Source organism: Acinetobacter calcoaceticus (assembly GCF_900520355.1).
Classification (GTDB): Bacteria; Pseudomonadota; Gammaproteobacteria; order Pseudomonadales; family Moraxellaceae; genus Acinetobacter; species Acinetobacter calcoaceticus_C.
Genome location: NZ_LS999521.1, coordinates 2,441,566 through 2,458,326 on the forward strand (window position 1 = coordinate 2,441,566; position 16,761 = coordinate 2,458,326).

Consider the following 16,761-nt stretch of genomic DNA (forward strand, 5'->3'; position numbering starts at 1 on the left):
GCTTAGGTTCTCGCTGAAATTACATATTGTTGCGTTGTCGGTTTTAGCAATGCATCAAAAACGACAGGTTCATACAGTGGATGAATATTTAGATAAGCCTGAATACTTAAACATAATGCCCCCATATTATGTCCATCCAACAACATCTCGACCCGTATTTGTCTTAATCTAGGCTCATGAGCTGCTATTGATTGTTCAATTGATTGGCAAATCTTGTCTCGATCTAGTGGATTGGCTGTAGAAAGCCCCACAAAATCAATAATCCCGAACTGAAGTATAGATTTTTTAACTAATGGATAATCATCGACCACGTGGTCCAATTTAGCGACCCGACTATTCAGCAAGTCTTCTAAATCTTTTGCTACCGATTCTCTTAATTGCTGAATAGAAAGACCTTTTGCATAATCTTCACTTTCAGGAATTAAACGATCAAACAAAGTTGAACGAAATCCGTATGGATAAAGCCGATCTAAATTCATTCAAGTTCACAACAAGCATGCTTAAAGACAGCAGAGGCTAACTTTATGTCAGCCTCCACCAAATATTCACTTAAATAATTATGCTGCGTAAGAAGCAGTATTATTAGAAAGTGACCATTTCTTAGTAACAGCACCTTTAGCAGTACCGTTAATATCTTGTTGGTTATATGTCCACTCAACAGCTGCGTATTTCAAACCAAACGCTTCAGTTGGAACACCTTCTTCGTTAACTGTTGGAGTTACACTAGAAACTAGAACATGCTTCAATTTAATTTGTAAGTACTTGATGCGTTTGTCACCATTCGCACGATAAAAATCAATTTGTACTTCATCAAATGTATAACCAGCTGAACATGCTTCCCATAATTTCGGGCTAGTTGCATCTAAGTCTTTAATAAAAAGCATATCTGAATGTTCAACACGTTCAGCAGTATGACCACCAACACTACTTGAAGTAGCAGATTTAGGTTGACGAATGTTGTGAGACCAAGAGTTAACTTCTAACCAGCCTTTGTGCTCAGAATCACGAGATTCGCCATCAACTTTATACTTACCGCGAAACTCAACGTATATATCTTTCATTTAGAACTTTCCTATTTTTAATTTAAAGTTATTCTTTCGCTGACCTTTATTAATTTGAGGACTGAGGTAACTCAGTGACAAGTCGTAAAGAAACCGACAACTCATCCAGCTGGAAGTGTGGTCGCAAGAAAACCACAGACTTGTAGTGACCTGGTTGAGCAGGATCTTCTACAACTTTTACAGACGCTTCACGTAAAGGGTATTGAGCTTTTGCTTCTTGAGAAGCGCCATCATCAAGTAATACATACTGTGACAACCACTCATTTAAAAATGCTTCAACATTTCCAGCAGAAGCAAAACTACCCACCTTATCTCTCATCATTGCTTTTAAATAATGAGCAATACGTGAAACAGCCATGATGTACTGAATTTGACTTGATAAAGCAGAGTTTGCATTTGCTGTATCATTGTCATATTTTTTAGGTTTTTGAGTTGATTGCGCGCCAAAGAAAGCAGCGTAATCGGTATTTTTACAATGTACTAAAGGAATAAAGCCCAAATCGCTTAATTCTTTTTCACGACGATCAGTAATAGCAATTTCTGTTGGACACTTGAATACCACTTCGCCATCTTGTGTTTTAAAAGTATGAACTGGTAAGCCTTCTACTAAACCACCACCCTCAACACCGCGAATTGCAGCACACCAACCATGCATATCAAATGCATTTGTTAAACGCGTACCGAAAGCATAAGCAGCATTCATCCACAAATATTCATTGTGGTTTGCACCCGAAACATCCTCAGCAAAGTTAAACCCTTCTGTCGCTGTTCCTTCTTTTGGATGATAAGGAAGACGACCAAGCACGTGTGGCAAGGTTAAAGCGACATAACGAGAATCTTCACTGTCACGGAATGAACGCCATTGAACATATTCAGCCGTTTCAAAGATTTTTGAAACATCTCTAGGACGATCAATATCTGTAAATGACTCAAGACCAAGAATGCTTGGGCTAGCAGCAGAAACGAAAGGCGCATGAGCTGCTGCGGCAACGTGAGAGATTTGCTCAAGCAAATACATATCAGAAGGCGTGCGGTCAAACTCAAAATCACCAATGAGTGCTGAATATGGTGCACCACCAAAAGACCCATACTCTTCTTCATAGATTTTTTTGAATAAAGTACTTTGATCAAAGTCTGTAGCACCTTGAAAATCTTTTACCAACTCTTTTTTAGTCGTATTTAACATACGAATTTTAATGAGAGGATTAGAAGGTGTTTCCTGACAGAAGTAGTAAAGACCACGCCAAGTTGACTCAATTTTTTGGAATTGTTCATTGTGCATGATCTGACTTAATTGATTTGAAATCAGTGCATCAATTTCTGCAATACGCTTATCAATTGATAAAGTCATATTTTCAGAAACTGTAATTGTCCCTGCCATTACTTCCTTGGCAAGTTCACCGATTAAGCTTTTTGCACGCGAATGTTCTTCTTCATTTCGGGCAATACGGCTTTCTTCAACAATCGAGTCTAAAAGATTAACTTGTTCATTTTCAACAAGTGGCATTGCTGCCGATTGAGCATTATTCATGATCAGCCTCCGCACTTAATTTACGGATCTGATCAGTACTTTTAAGAACTTCATCAAGTAAGTCTTCTAGACGCTCGCTGTTAGAAATCTTATTTCTCAAATCTGTTAAACGCTCACGGGCTTCAACCAGTTTTTTTAATGGGTCAACTTGTTGAACAACATTTTCCGGGCGAAAATCTTCCATTGACTTAAATGTTAAATCAACTGCAATTCTCCCACCCTCTTCAGTCAGCGTATTATCTACTTGAAAAGCTGCTCTTGGAGACAATGACTCCATAACTTCATCAATATTATCTAAATCGACATTGATGAATTTTTTATCTTTTAATTTTGTACGTTCAAGCTCAGATGCTGCCGAAAAATCACCCATCACACCAACAACAAATGGTAATTCCTTCGCTTCTTTTGCATCACCAATTTCAACATCATATGTGAGCTGAACACGTGGAGGTCGAATTCGCTGAAGCTTCTTTTGTACGCTTTCTCTCTTAGCCATAAGATTCTATTCCTGATTATTTAATTAAAGGGTCAAAAGGCGAACTTTTTGATTTATTAACATTGGCTACAGGGGCAGTTTTTGGTTTAACCGCAGTTGCTTTTGCTGGAGTTGCTACTCGTTTAGTTACTGCTCTGGAAGTAGTAACTCTGTTACGTGTTACAGCTTGTTTTCTATAACTTCTTCTTTCGTTATCAACTGAGCCACCTTCTGTAGCTGCCTTAACATTTGAAGTATCAGGCGCAGGCATTGAAGTATGAATATTTTCAATTAACTGTTTAGCAGGTGGATAAGTTACATCGTTGCTTAAATAACGCATTTCCTGACTTCGCATTTGCTGCAATGAGTTATTTGCAATGCTTACGCCAGATAAAAATAGAACATCTGTTATTAATGAACCGCGTATATTTTGACTTTGCAATTGGCTTGCCAAATTCAATGCTTTAACTGGTTGATTGGTTTGGTAAAACCGCATAGCAGCTTTAGCTAATAAATCATTTTTTTGAGTCGCATTATCGCTATCACAAACTTGTTTAAAAATATTCAATAGCTCAGGATCATTTTGACCTTCTGCTAACGGATTCTTTTTAATACAACTTTTTTTAAGTTTTACAGGCTCTAGTTCTGCTGCTTGAGCACATGATAGACCGATAATGTTTCCAGTCAGCAAAAGTATCAAAATACTTCGTTTCAACACAACTTTCATTCCTCTGTTTTCTTATTTATTCAAGGCTTTACTGAAAAGTTAATATTGATAAAACATTAAAAAATCAGCCTAAAAACCTTATATTCAAAAAATTTATGCGCAGTTTATCATATAAACAAACATATTTTATATAAAAATCATATCAACTTAAACTAAAAGTAAATAGTTAAGATGGTTATAAAATATAGCTTAATAAAGTTATTTTCATAAAAATATAATATTGTTATTTTTTGTAATTAAAAATAAATTATTGATTTTTATTAAAAAATTAAAATAAAAACTAAACATAAAATTGATTTAAATATCATTCATTTAGTTTTTATGAAACATTTGCTTAACAATATTTAAGTTTATATTACTAGATGGTAATTCCATTTGGTTATGAACAAGCCATCAAAACTTATAGTAAAAGATTGCAGTACAAAAAACTATGAAACTTGTCAAGACTAATCTGTCTATCGATTATACTTTTTTAAATAAATTTAGTTTTCTGAATAAGGATTAAAAAGTACCATCCTTGGCCTCAAGCATGATTTTTCGAATATTTTCATTAAAAATCTACAAGCAAAAAAAATTAAGTTTGTTTTTGTAAAAATATCATGACGAATTATAGATTTCTCTTTTGAAGAGCCGATTGGTTCACACGCAATTCCCAAACCAAAGACATCTAATCTATATTTCAATTATAAACTATCTGAGTTCATTTTAATTTTTCATAAACTATAATGATTATTCACTGAGTTGAATAACAAAACCGCTATTTATATCTTTCACATCTCTTATTAAAATAGTTTCATCAATATTCAACCCAATGATTTCCAACAAAATGATGAAACGGAATATAGCTGTTGTTTTATTTTCAAGTCTTGCTTTAAGTGCTTGTGCTAAATCTAGTGAGACAAATCATAAATCTTCAAAGCTCTCACCAGAACTTCAACAAAAAATTCAGCAATTGGTTGAAAAAACCAAAAAGAATATGATATTCGTTGAAGGTGGTAGCTACCTGATGGGTGATTTTGGACTAGCGACCCCAGAATTAGAAAAAATGGTTCCAAATAGTATGGCGGTGAAGAATCCCAAGGGTAATACTGAAAAACCTGCTAACCAACCTTTTTCGCCAGGGGATAATAATAAAATACTGCATAAAGTCACACTTAGCAGTTTTAATATGAATGCTTATAAAACAACGTTAGAAGACTTTAATATTTTTACAGCAGCCACCGGACAAAATGAGAGTGCAGATAATAAGCGATATAATCAAAAAATCGCTCATGAAATAGCCACTGGTATGGCGTGGCAACAAGCCAAAGACTACTGCCAATGGTTGGGACAGCAAGTCGGAACACCTATGGATTTACCTAGTGAAGCACAATGGGAATATGTAGCTCGAAATAAAGGACAATATACTCTATTTGCAACTAATACAGGCCATATTGAAGAGGGAAAAAACTTATGGAGTATGGAACAATACGATCAATATATTGAGAAAAACAGCCCCTCTACTGCCGTAAACATTCCTGTTCTAGGGAAAACACCATCGAATCCTCTAGGTTTTTACGACCTTGTTACGAATAATTATGAATGGATGAATGATTGGTACGATAAATATTATTATAAACATTCACCTATTGATAACCCAACAGGACCTAAAACAGGGACTGAAAAGGTATTACGTAGTACATCGCCAATGGGAGCCGATAATTTGATGATGGCTGATGGAATAAACATAGCTAGAACTAAAGCTTTACCAACTCCAAATGAGGAAAGTAAAACTAAGTATCGTTTATATTCTGCGCGTTGTGTCGCTAATGTTCCACAGCCTATAAAATAACTTTAAACCACATATGAATCATCTGAGTTCTGTTCATAATTTGCTGCAATAAACAGTTCCGCATCAGTACCATCTATCTCAACAGATGGTACTAGTTCAGTATTTAATGCAATTAAAGTATCAGAATTGATAATACTTGGTTGTTCAGCCATTTTTTCTCTTAATTTTTCTAATTCTCTAGGATTACTCATTGGCGCTTTTTCATGTAATGGAATAGTTTTTACGATTTTAGAACGTAATTTTTCGTATTGCTCCACATATTCACTACCACGTCCAATAGTATCTGAATTAAGAGCATATTTTTTAACAAAATCACTAGCCCTTGACCAGAATCCATCATGAAAATATACCAATAATTGTTTTTCCAAGCTTTGAATACTCTGTTGCGATTTCGCCCCTCTCAATGACATCCTCTGGAGCACATTAAACCACTCATCTTCAGTTACAATAGTTTCAAAAATTGCAAGTACCGCTTCTTTATGTGTAGGTAAAAAAGGGCTAATTCCTGTTTTAGGCATATCGGCAGCATGAGTATATTCACTATGCCTTGTCATCTGATAAATTAACATTCCTTTAGCATTGGGTGTTGCCATTTTTAACCAATCCGGTTGACGTTTAATTTTATTTGCTAAATCGACAGATGTTTTTGCAATAGAGTATTTAGCGTTAAATGTTTCAAACTCCCCTGCGATATCACTTAAAACTTTTGCTGTTAATGAATCATTGCCTAATGCAATTACAGCCAATTGGCTTAAATTAGCAAATGCGTCTTTTGCAATAAAACCCAACACGGTAAATTGAGCTCGTAAAAGTTGATAATGTACCCATCGTAATACTTCAAGAACCTGACTAAAATCAATAACGAAATCTAGCGCACCTTTTGCCCCCAACCCAACACATAAAGCTGCTTTCGCCCTAAAACGAAATTGGTTGCGTTCTAACCAGTAAAATAATTTAAAATTAACACCCGCCCCTAAGCCTGCACTTACAGCAAAATCGACAGCTAAGCTCGCTAAAGGTTTAAAATCTTTAGCTTCAGGTGAAAGCCACTGGAACTCTCCAGATGGTTTGATTCCCGCCTCTGCACCAGCAAAAGCTTCAATTTGCCCCTCTGAACTTGCACCACTACCAGGAATGATGGTTTCATCTCGATCCATTGGCACAAATCTTGGACGGTTTTCTCCCATATTATTGGCTAGTGAAGGATTTCGATTTCTTCTACCATTAGCAGCCAATTGTTGCTGTCCATTTTTACTATAGCTTATCTCTAGGCCAATTCCAGCAGCCACTTTTGCACCTGCAAAACCATAGAGTTCCATACCAATAACAAATCGAAATGCACCTAGATCAATGTCATCAAAGTTCAGCATCCAACCTTTATCACATGGAATTACATAGGTGGTTTTTGCCTTCCCTTCAAATAGCACTAGTTTACCTTGAGCATTAACATTCGCCTTAGCATTCACCTCACCACTTTCGGGTTTCCAGCTTGCACTTGTCGATAAGCCAGCGCCACCAACACATCTTAACCATTGTGATTGAATATCAACTGTTAAGTTGTCTGAGAGCTTAATTTGTTCAACAAAACCCGCACTAAAAGCAGAGAAATCCCAAACCTTAGTTCCTGTTTGCTTGGAATATTTCGCAAGATCTAAACTAACTTTTTTAAATTCATTATGAATAGTCTCTTGGTTAATTTTCTTAAAGTCTTGTTTTATATCCTTAAGTTTCTTTAACTCCGTCCCTAAAACCGTTACCTTAAAACTTTCTTTGTTCTTTTTCTTTTGTTGCAACTGCATATATCTGTCAGTACGCAGATAGCGACGTCTGAAATCAAACTCCTGCGTGTTACCATTTGGATTTTTCTTTTGACGCGCTTCAAAAGTAATGACTTCTGTTAGATCAGCCGCTTTTTTAAAGTTTTTATTGAGTTCTTCTTCGATCTTTTTCTCTGCTTCTTTTATTTCTTCTTCTGCTTTTTTAACATTAGAAACACTGCCAGATTTTATTGCTTCTGCTAATTTATTTTTAGCATCAAAAGAGTTTCCAAATAATTTGTCTAGTTTTGAACTTTCCTTTTCAAATTCAGCATAATCCTCAGCTGAAAGAACTATCATTTCCTCTCGATGCATATTTAAAATAACAGGTGGTTTTCCATTGCCCTGCAAAGTTACTGTCGTATTCTTATCTTGCTTTGTTATTTTCGCAACAGACTTCAACTGTACAGTGACATAATTCTTCTTACTCATAGTTGCAAAATGCTGTATGTCTTTTTTCTCTGGTTGAGCAGACATATTTACGAATTTAAATTTTACAAATATAACCTCACCTTTTGGCGAATATAAAGGTGGAGTAAAACCATTTTTATCTACAACAGTCATTTTGACATTAGGTAAACTAATTTTCTTTTCCTTACCCTCTTTGTCAAAAGTAAAAGTTTCAAATGGAATATTATCAGCTAGTTTAGTACCCCTAAACCCTTCTATTTTATAGCGATAATATTGTTTGATTTGATATTCTATAGTAGTGATTCCTTGCTTTTCTTCTTTTATATAGAGACCTGAACTACCATTAATATTAATGGCTTTCTCCCACTCCGAATCCTTTCTTTTAATCCAAAGATCATACTCACCAACTGGCAGATACATTTCTTTAGTAAAACCTTTCATGTCAGTTTTAGCTTCTCGGTTCTGACTCAAGCTTGGACCTTCGTGCACATCTTTATACTTCGCCATATTTTGGGCAATCGTCTGAGCTGGAATAGGTCTATTTTTATAAATGGAGTTTAAATCCAACGGCTGCACAAGAGGCTTAGGATTCTTAGCACTTCCTATGGCTATTGCTAGTTTATTAACCTGTCCCGGCCGTTTCCCCTTTTCAGTTACAGAATAATCCATTCCATGGCAAGCAATCGTATCGTTATCAGGCAATACATTAATAAATAGCTTTAATTTAATCTTATTCATCATTTATTCTTCTTCAAAAGTTACAAAACCATCGTGAACATGATCTTCTAAACTAATTTGGATTTGCTGAGGACCCTTGGTTGTGATCTTCTGTGTTTTACCTTGACCATCTGTCACACCACTGACCATTTCCCCATTCGGCAAAATCATTAAATATTTTTTATTTTTCAATGCATTTCCATCCATATCTTTTGCAATATATGTTAAATGGTAATCTGGTAACATTGCCAACTCTGGGTTTTTCGTTGCCACCTTGGCTCCGCCCATAAATAAATGCTGCCCAGCCTTCACCTCAAGCTTCCCTCCTGTGACAGGGAAAATGCCTGAACCATTCAACTTAACTTGAGACCCATTTGCAGTCAGATTAATTTCAGTTGGGCTAGTAATATAAACCGTGTCTTCAGTTGAAGTAATTTGCACGCCCTTTCGAGCAATAACATCTAAGCCATCACCTTGAGCCTGAATTTCAACTTTACCTTGACCAGCAAAAAGCCGAGCTCCTTCTTGGGCTGCAAATAGACTAATTTTTTGGCTTGCATGAGCCACTATATTTTTTTGTGTACTGATATTAATACTATCTCCAGCACTTTGAGTAAGCTGACCATTTGCACTGAGGTGTATATCCTCATTACTACTTACAGCAATACTTTTTGGAGATGCCAACAGCATCACAGCTGTTTGAAACTCAGCAGCTTTTTTTGGGTCTTCGTGTTTAAGAGCCTCAATAAATGACTGAATATTCTCAAGCATATCTAATGGATCAGTTTGCTGGTTTTTAGAAAATTCACTGAGTCCCTTGGCATTATTGAGGCTGCCTTCTATTTGTTGTTTTGCGTCGGCTGCATCTAGATGTACGCCTTGAGCTTGGTCTTGTTTATGAGTACTAATAAGTAAACCACTACCTGCTCTGACTGCACCCCACTGGTCTGTTCTTAGCTCAAAGCCTTCTCCACGACCATCACTTGTCGCGCTTTCTTTTGGATGGCTTAACTTACCAAGGTTTAACTGACTGATCGCATGGCTACTTTTCAACTGGGCACTAATTTGTCCAGTGGTATCATCAAAACGTAACTGGTTAAAGCCTTTACCATCGACTTCTTCTGAACGAATGCCGCTCAGTTTTTTGGTATCGGATAACTGGCCTTTTTGGTCAAATTGGGTTGGATGACGTTCAGCTTCATGAATACGCCCCACTACAAACGGACGGTCTATGTTGCCGTCAAAGAAATCGATAACAACAATCTCACCTACACGAGGCAAGAACCGCGCGCCGTAACCAACGCCTGCCCACGGGGTGAGTACATCTACCCAAGCCGAGTCGGTATCATTGTCATTACTTCCCGCTCCACCGTCATGATTATGGTCATCAGTTCGGGTAAATAGGAAGCGAACTTTAATACGCCCCCACTGGTCGACATGAATGCTTTCGCCTTCCAAGCCCACCACTTTAGCGCGCTGTGGGTAAGCTGATGGTCGGTGCTCTAGCGGGTTATATTCAGGAACAGTTTTAATATTTCTGCGTGACAAGATAAGCTCATTACCCTGACGCTCTGCTTGATTATTTAGCCCTGATTGATCGTTTTGCCATTGGCTTTGACTAACAAACTGGTTGACTTGTTGTTGCAAATCTTTAGGCAAATTATTTTGCTGGTAGAAATTTTTCCCAATAATCAGGAACTCTTTGTCTGATCCACTATGCGTATCTATTTCTGGATGTTCATTGAGTTCAAACCAATAGCCAACCTGCGCATCACGTACTGTGGTTTGGGCACGGAAGTATTTCGATTGAAATGCATAATAATCGGATAGATTTTGGTTGAGTTTTTCTAGCTGTTGGTGGCCTGATGCAGTAGCTTGATCTTCACCATTTAAATCTTGCATCCAAGCAGGGCTAATATGCCATGCCTGCTCCAGACTCAAACTAGCATTATCCTGATTAGCACTATGACTATGCTTTGACTGAACACTGCCCATGCCTTCTTCTTGGCTTAATGCATCCGCCTGCCAGCGTTGCACATGCACGGCTGTAGATTGCAAGTTTCGAGTTGGCACAAGACTGGTCATACTATCTTGTTGTTCAACTGCGCTACTGCGGTGGTAACGGATATTTCTTCGATTTAGAGCTAAATATAATTCATTATTATCAATTAAACGTAATTTTTGCGGTTGAATCTCATCTAAGCTATTAGTGACAAACAACTGAGCTTCATCAATTAACCAGTTAATGCCTTCACTACGCCAAAGTCGGGTTAAAAAATCATAATCCGTTTCATTACTTTGCATAACAAAAGGTCGAACATCGTAGTTTTCAGTTAAACTTTTTAAATCTAAAGTTAAGCTAGACGCAAACAATGGGCTTTTGTTCTGCCATTCTGTAAATAGAATTTCAGTGATATCCCGTACACTTTTATTCATAAATACACGGCTATTTCGGCGTTTATGCCATAGCGCGGTCGGGTCTTGTAGTTTCAATTTATATAGTGTTAATGAACCATCACTCTGCCCCTGACTGGCTTCTGTAATAATTCCTGTAGTTCTAAATAATTGCCCCTGATCAGTTACTTGATCGACTGCAACCTGACAACCAATATATTGTTTTAACGAAATATGCGCATTGGTAGAAAGACAAAATAAATCGGCGGTCAGTCCCTCATTTAGCTGATGCTGCCCTTCAATACTTTGTAAAAAAACTTGAGTATTCAACGATGGATTAGAAAACTGAACATGAAGTACGCGTTTTTGCGAGCTAATACCCAAATCTTCTAGAATTCTATGTATATGAGATAACATCTTTTTATGAAAATTTTGTCAGGATTGGCGTTATTTTATAAAATACAGAAACATCTGTCTATTTTGTAAAGAGAAACTTAACGATATGAATACACGAATGAATGAGAATGCTATCCGTGATAAATATAAAAAAATGAATTAACAACTTACGCTATTAATTCACTTTTAACGATTATTAATTTTTTAGTATTCCAAGAAATTCATTTTGAGTTTGTCCCTGATAACCCTTGTCATGCCCATTCAACATTAATTGCTGAGTTAAACACTCCACCCCATCATAAAGTTGTTGTTGGCTGAGACCATTTGCATAGTGGCGTAATGTTTCTCTATGTAAATCGTCACGCTCAAAACTAACAACATCTTCACCATTTAAAGCCATGCCATAGACATGTCCACTTCCATAAGTCAGCCAATCTACTTTCTGTCCATCTGGTCGTAATTCGATTATTTAATTCATCTTAGAAATATTCTCTCACATAAAAAAGCCTATCAATTGGATAGGCCTCATACATAAAGGATTAAAAATTTTATTGATTTTCCATATCTAAATACCAAATAGTCTCTCCCCAAGAATTATCTTTAATTTCAGGCATGATTTCACCTTTGGTAAAGTATCTCTTCTGCATATTATTAGCTGGGCTATACCAATCTCCAGAGTATGGACAAACATCTCCAGCCTCACACTTTAATAGCTGTCTATCTAACTCATCGTTATCAGGATGGCTAATTATCTCCCAAACATTTCCGTCATAGCGTATAAGTTTTTTATATGTTAGCACCCAAAGAATATTTTCTTTAACTTCAACTGATATTACTCCTTGAACTGCTTCTAACTCTGAGACTATGGAGTATTTTCCCTCCTCATACAGATAAAGTCCTTGTTCAGAAGCTATATAAATTTTATTATTATAAAAGGCAGCATTATAAAATGTAGAATTAATACTTATATCTTTTAAATTCTTAAATCCATTATCAATATTACCTCTTAAAAGTGTTCCATATTGCCCCAGAACCAGAATGTTTTTTCCATCAGGACAAGGAACTATTGCATACAGTGCAGATGGCGTTATACGGTTAACTTCGAGCCATTTTAAGCCATTAAAAAATGCAATAAAGCCTTCATCATTTTGTGTTCCACATACATAAACATTATTATTATCAAAACCATTTATATCATAAAGATTTTTTTTTGAAAGTTAAATCTTGATCATTATTTAGAAAAAAATTATCATTTTTAGGAATTTCTAAAGGTTTCTCTTCTAAGTTGTTGGCGATACTTTTCCAGTTTTCATCTTCATAAAAATAGATTTTTGCACCATCTCCACAAGCATAAATCCTATCTTGAATTACACGTAAACGATTAAATTGTCCATATATAAACTGCTCATTAATAACAGGACATATTTGTTGGTACTCTTCACCAGCCTGCTGAAAAATCTCTACATTTCCCTCTTTATCAAGCGAGATTAGAGATCTATTATTTAATAAATTCGCGTAAGCCACTGAAATAACTTTCCAGCCATCTAAATCATGACTAGACCAATTTGTATCTGATTGATGACGATAAATAAATACTCTGCTAAAAGTATCCCATGAATCTAATTCGTCAATACTAGCAGAAAGGTAATAGTTGTTATTACTAATAGCACATCCAGCAGTAAAGGTAATTGGTGTTTTTTTCATATTCCAATAACTTCACTTATTTTCAAGTTTTCATTCATATCTTTAGAAAATACAAAATAGGATAAAGAAAAATCTTGTGCTTTATAAAATGCCCTTGTGGGCATTCAATTAATTCTCACCATCCCAAGACCAATACACTTCCCCCCAATCAGTTACTAATTGAGGGAAAGCATCGCCTTGTTTAAAATAAGCTCTCGAATTAGGTTTCGCAACTGTATACCAATATCCAGTTTTAGGACATTTTTCATTTGCACTCACAGTTAAAGATATTTTTTGATATTCTTTATTATCTGGATGATCAAAAATTTTCCAAGAATTTCCATCATATCTACCTATAAGTTTATTAGTAAAAATCCATAATGTATTTTCAGTAGAATCTACTTTAAAAACAAGATTATTATCTATGCCCTCATGAATATTCACTTTAGTAATTTCATTTTCATAAAATTTATATAAACCGCATGCCGAACCTATATAAAGAATATCATTAAATTCAGCTAAAGAATAAAAATCATCTTTTATACTTAAGTTTGTTTTCCGATTAAGAGTAGCATCCTGATTAATTTCTATTAAATTTCCATATGTTCCACACACGATTAATTTTCCATCTTTTTTCGGAATAATTGAATATAATGTAGCAGGTGTAACTTTTTTCAATACATTCCATCGCTTACCATCATAATTAGCAATTAATCCATTATCTCCGATACGACCTACACAGAAATAATTACCACTTATTTCACATATATCTATAACAGAAATATCATCCTCTTTTTCAAGAGATTCAAAATCTAGTATTTGATTATTACTTGTTTTTAAACCATTTGATAAGTCAAGCCAGTTAAATTCGTTAATATAAACTTGACCATCATAGCCACAAGCAAATAACTTATTATTTTGAAATTTTATTGTGGAGAGATAACCACGATCTTTACTCCATTCTTGATTTAAACCAGCTCCATCTATATTTTTAAAATTACTAACTTCACCATCAAACTCTTCAATTTCACCTTCATCACTTAATGCTATTAACTTTTTATTATTTTCAACATTATAAAAACATACATCAACTACAATAAAATTGACATCATGATAATACCATCCCTCTCCATTCTCTTCAGTATAATCGTACATAAACAATCGACTAAACTGTTGATTGTCATCAAAGTTATCCAGTGAGCTTGCTATATACACCATATCATCTGAGATAGCGCATGCTGCATTAAAAGTAATAGGTATTTTTTTCATATTCCAATAACTTCACTTATTTTTCCAGTTTTGCATTCAGATCTTTAGAAAATACAAAATAGAAAAAAAAAGCCCTAATGGGCTTTAATCATCCTTACCTAGGCCTTGTTCGTCCACAAATTTTCCGATATCGAGCATCATTCGTGGTGTATCAAGAGAAGCTAAAAATTGTAAATGTGAAATAATCGGTAACTTGCGAACATTTTCAAGTTTTGCTTCACCACCTAAAATTAAAGCGGGTTCAAAACCAAACATTTCATTTTTATTTAATTCCCCATATTTTTTTATTGCTCGATCAAATAAAGGTTTGTTTTTGTAGTCTTTTAAATTTATAAATCTTTTTTCTTTAGAAGACATAAAAATTCTTATTAATAAATCACCCTCATCTTTTTCCATAATTTCCATACTTGGAAATATTTGATTCATAAGTGGCGAAATAGTAAAGCATTGCCCATGTATAGTCCCCCAAACACTTAAATCACCAAAAGCTGTTCGAGCAATCACAAAATATTCTTCGTGAGGAGCGAGTTCAACATGCTCTAACCAAGCATCCAAAACATCTTGATAATCCTCTGGATTTACGAACCAGAATAGTCCATTGCCCCATCCTGAAAAACCATAGGCTTTCCAGTATTCGAGTAATTGATTAGGTAACTTCCCTTGATATTTTTTTATAATTTCTTCGGAAACAGTTTCTGAATAGATTGGTGGTCCAAACCCCTCATCCTGATAGAAAATTTCAAAATTTTCATCCATCATAAATTCACTCATTTTTTACACCTTTCCAATTTTGCATTCATACCTGTTTTACTTCTTTCATCTACAGGAACCTTTTTCGCAGCATCATCTAATGCCTCAACCCTCGTTTTCCATTGGCTACCAATTGAAGAGTTAGTATTTTTTAAACCTATAGCATCTGATGCTACTTTGTTCTTCCCACCTACAATTTGGTCTGGATTATGCAATGCTGCCATTTCATTCATAATACGACTGGATTTACCAGAGGCTAGTTTCTTCGCTTCTCTGGGCCCAATACCTTGTTTTTCATATTCTTTCTGATATTTTCTAATTAATGTTTCTTCATATTTATCTCGCGCCTCAGCTGCCGGTCCACCGCCACCTCTCCCGTTATCATCAAAGGCTTTGCGCCCCTCAAGATAATCATCCACGCTCATTTCATTGAGACCTTTTTGCTGGTTCGCCAATTGCCAGTCGGTCTCTTTTTTTAAGTATTCATCAACTGTTAAATTCTTACTGCCTTTTGGATAATCCTCTTTAATCATTTTAGCTGCATTTTTTCTTGCACTATCAGTATTTACAGGGTTGAAACAGTTTACCTTTGTTTCCTTCATTTTTTTAGTAACAGGTTCTTTTACTTTTGGCTGATGTACATTTTCAGGAGTTTTTCCTGCAGCATTCGAAGCTGTGCCTGCACTATGTGCAGCATTTGCCTGAGCAGTTTGAGGGAAAGATGGTCTAACTGTTTGAGCAGGTGCAGGAACAGGCTTCACTTTTGTACCAACAGTAGCATAAGCAGGTTCATACTTAACTGATTGTTTTAATAAGTTTTGCAAATGCTCATCAAATTCTTTAAAGCCTTGTTTAATTTTTATAGCTGATTTCTGGATCATTGAAACTAAAGCTGCTTCAAATCTCTCCATTCTTACATAAATAGATTTAGCCCATCCTAAACCCATCCAATTAATTTTAGCTCCATAGCTTAACAGTGACTTAACACGTTTTACCAAACCTAATAATTGATTAAGTATTGACGTGATAATGTTAGTAACAGAGCTAGCATAATCTGAATACTTTATCTTTTTCAGAGTTGGAATAATATTTCCTTTCATAAAACCGTTTAGTTTAGAGACTATTGTCGCTAAATGAGGTGTTCTTTTAATAAGGAATAATCCAACACATTTAACTACGTTTCCTATTTCACTACCAACAGTCCCTCCAATAAGACCGCCTACACCAGCTCCGGGAGCTGCACCGACACCACCAAAAACAGCCCCACCTGCTCCACCAGTTGCAGCACCTGTCGTGGCAGTTACACCAACTAAAACAAATGGAAGCAAGTAAATAGCTAATAACATCCATTCCTGTACATCATCTTGTTTCTTGGGGTCATTCAGCATCCTCATAATGACTGCAACCGCATCACGAGCACTAAATACAAGAACCGTCCCAGGAACAAAACCTGCAAGCATTTCTGTGACAATCACAGAAACAGGACGCTCATCCGTATTGAATTCCCCATAAATGAAACTTTTAACCCAACTTTGAGCACCGTCTAAAGACTTACTATATTCTGCAATAAGCTCATTAAGCTCTTTCTCTATCCATGTTGCTGTCTGATTAAAATTGGATTGTAAACTGCTGACAGATTGATTAAAACTTTTCTGAAGCTGTCTTTGATAACCACTAAATGTCTGTAACATATCCATAA

General features: G+C 35.7%; 12 protein-coding genes and 2 pseudogenes. 1 reads left to right on the forward strand and 13 read right to left on the reverse strand.

The window, feature by feature from the left end:
- Window positions 1-2 precede the first annotated feature (2 nt).
- From tssE to AC2117_RS11710, 5 genes are all read right to left on the reverse strand, one after another.
- On the reverse strand, window positions 3-479 hold the full coding sequence (gene tssE, locus AC2117_RS11690) for a type VI secretion system baseplate subunit TssE (protein ID WP_002048404.1): 477 nt from the start codon (window positions 477-479) through the stop codon (window positions 3-5).
- Between the two features lie 78 nt (window positions 480-557).
- The gene (locus AC2117_RS11695) at window positions 558-1,061 is read right to left on the reverse strand and encodes an Hcp family type VI secretion system effector (RefSeq protein ID WP_003651052.1); all 504 of its coding nucleotides are present in this window, start codon (window positions 1,059-1,061) and stop codon (window positions 558-560) included.
- Between the two features lie 49 nt (window positions 1,062-1,110).
- Window positions 1,111-2,592, reverse strand: a complete 1,482-nt coding sequence (gene tssC, locus AC2117_RS11700; protein ID WP_133974264.1) for a type VI secretion system contractile sheath large subunit — start codon at window positions 2,590-2,592, stop codon at window positions 1,111-1,113.
- Window positions 2,585-3,088 (reverse strand): type VI secretion system contractile sheath small subunit, encoded by a 504-nt coding sequence (gene tssB, locus AC2117_RS11705; protein ID WP_003651049.1) that lies wholly within the window; start codon window positions 3,086-3,088, stop codon window positions 2,585-2,587. Before tssB ends, tssC begins: the two co-directional genes overlap by 8 nt.
- A 16-nt stretch (window positions 3,089-3,104) precedes the next feature.
- Window positions 3,105-3,794, reverse strand: coding sequence for a hypothetical protein (locus AC2117_RS11710; protein ID WP_133974266.1), 690 nt, complete (start codon window positions 3,792-3,794; stop codon window positions 3,105-3,107).
- Between the two features lie 826 nt (window positions 3,795-4,620).
- Here AC2117_RS11710 and AC2117_RS11715 point away from each other — a divergent pair.
- Window positions 4,621-5,625, forward strand: coding sequence for an SUMF1/EgtB/PvdO family nonheme iron enzyme (locus tag AC2117_RS11715; RefSeq protein ID WP_133974268.1), 1,005 nt, complete (start codon window positions 4,621-4,623; stop codon window positions 5,623-5,625).
- Window positions 5,626-5,627: 2 nt separating this feature from the next.
- On the opposite strand, the gene AC2117_RS11720 is transcribed toward AC2117_RS11715, so the two are convergent.
- The 8 genes and pseudogenes from AC2117_RS11720 to AC2117_RS11750 all read right to left on the reverse strand — a co-directional run bounded on the left by AC2117_RS11720 (window position 5,628) and on the right by AC2117_RS11750 (window position 16,759).
- A complete protein-coding gene (locus AC2117_RS11720; protein ID WP_133974270.1) occupies window positions 5,628-8,594 on the reverse strand; it encodes an ATPase in 2,967 nt (988 codons plus the stop codon).
- Window positions 8,595-11,381 carry a DUF2345 domain-containing protein gene (locus tag AC2117_RS11725; RefSeq protein WP_133974271.1) on the reverse strand — a complete coding sequence of 929 codons (2,787 nt, stop codon included), beginning with the start codon at window positions 11,379-11,381 and terminating at the stop codon, window positions 8,595-8,597. It abuts the gene before it with no gap.
- 202 nt (window positions 11,382-11,583) lie between these two features.
- A pseudogene (locus AC2117_RS11730) lies at window positions 11,584-11,820 on the reverse strand (hypothetical protein); the annotation flags it as partial.
- A gap of 88 nt (window positions 11,821-11,908) precedes the next feature.
- Window positions 11,909-12,070, reverse strand: a pseudogene (locus AC2117_RS19065) (hypothetical protein); the annotation flags it as partial.
- 484 nt (window positions 12,071-12,554) lie between these two features.
- Window positions 12,555-13,064: a hypothetical protein gene (locus tag AC2117_RS19070; protein WP_227549197.1), complete on the reverse strand. Its 510-nt coding sequence runs from the start codon at window positions 13,062-13,064 to the stop codon at window positions 12,555-12,557.
- A 108-nt stretch (window positions 13,065-13,172) separates the two neighbouring features.
- Window positions 13,173-14,312: a hypothetical protein gene (locus tag AC2117_RS11740; protein ID WP_227549198.1), complete on the reverse strand. Its 1,140-nt coding sequence runs from the start codon at window positions 14,310-14,312 to the stop codon at window positions 13,173-13,175.
- An 84-nt stretch (window positions 14,313-14,396) separates the two neighbouring features.
- The gene (locus tag AC2117_RS11745; protein WP_133974274.1) at window positions 14,397-15,083 is read right to left on the reverse strand and encodes a GAD-like domain-containing protein; all 687 of its coding nucleotides are present in this window, start codon (window positions 15,081-15,083) and stop codon (window positions 14,397-14,399) included.
- Complete coding sequence (locus AC2117_RS11750) at window positions 15,080-16,759, reverse strand: polymorphic toxin type 15 domain-containing protein (protein WP_133974276.1); 1,680 nt, start codon at window positions 16,757-16,759, stop codon at window positions 15,080-15,082. The genes AC2117_RS11745 and AC2117_RS11750 overlap by 4 nt, the downstream gene beginning before the upstream one ends.
- Window positions 16,760-16,761 lie beyond the last annotated feature (2 nt).

Bases quoted from the DNA above. Each gene is read 5' to 3' on its own strand.
- tssC (WP_133974264.1), bottom strand. From the start codon at position 2,592: ATGAATAATGCTCAATCGGCAGCAATGCCACTTGTTGAAAATGAACAA.
- AC2117_RS11745 (WP_133974274.1), bottom strand. From the start codon at position 15,083: ATGAGTGAATTTATGATGGATGAAAATTTTGAAATTTTCTATCAGGAT.
- tssB (WP_003651049.1), bottom strand. From the start codon at position 3,088: ATGGCTAAGAGAGAAAGCGTACAAAAGAAGCTTCAGCGAATTCGACCT.
- AC2117_RS11750 (WP_133974276.1), bottom strand. From the start codon at position 16,759: ATGGATATGTTACAGACATTTAGTGGTTATCAAAGACAGCTTCAGAAA.
- AC2117_RS19070 (WP_227549197.1), bottom strand. From the start codon at position 13,064: ATGAAAAAAACACCAATTACCTTTACTGCTGGATGTGCTATTAGTAAT.
- AC2117_RS11720 (WP_133974270.1), bottom strand. From the start codon at position 8,594: ATGATGAATAAGATTAAATTAAAGCTATTTATTAATGTATTGCCTGAT.
- AC2117_RS11710 (WP_133974266.1), bottom strand. From the start codon at position 3,794: ATGAAAGTTGTGTTGAAACGAAGTATTTTGATACTTTTGCTGACTGGA.
- AC2117_RS11715 (WP_133974268.1), top strand. From the start codon at position 4,621: ATGATGAAACGGAATATAGCTGTTGTTTTATTTTCAAGTCTTGCTTTA.
- AC2117_RS11725 (WP_133974271.1), bottom strand. From the start codon at position 11,381: ATGTTATCTCATATACATAGAATTCTAGAAGATTTGGGTATTAGCTCG.
- AC2117_RS11740 (WP_227549198.1), bottom strand. From the start codon at position 14,312: ATGAAAAAAATACCTATTACTTTTAATGCAGCATGCGCTATCTCAGAT.
- AC2117_RS11695 (WP_003651052.1), bottom strand. From the start codon at position 1,061: ATGAAAGATATATACGTTGAGTTTCGCGGTAAGTATAAAGTTGATGGC.
- tssE (WP_002048404.1), bottom strand. From the start codon at position 479: ATGAATTTAGATCGGCTTTATCCATACGGATTTCGTTCAACTTTGTTT.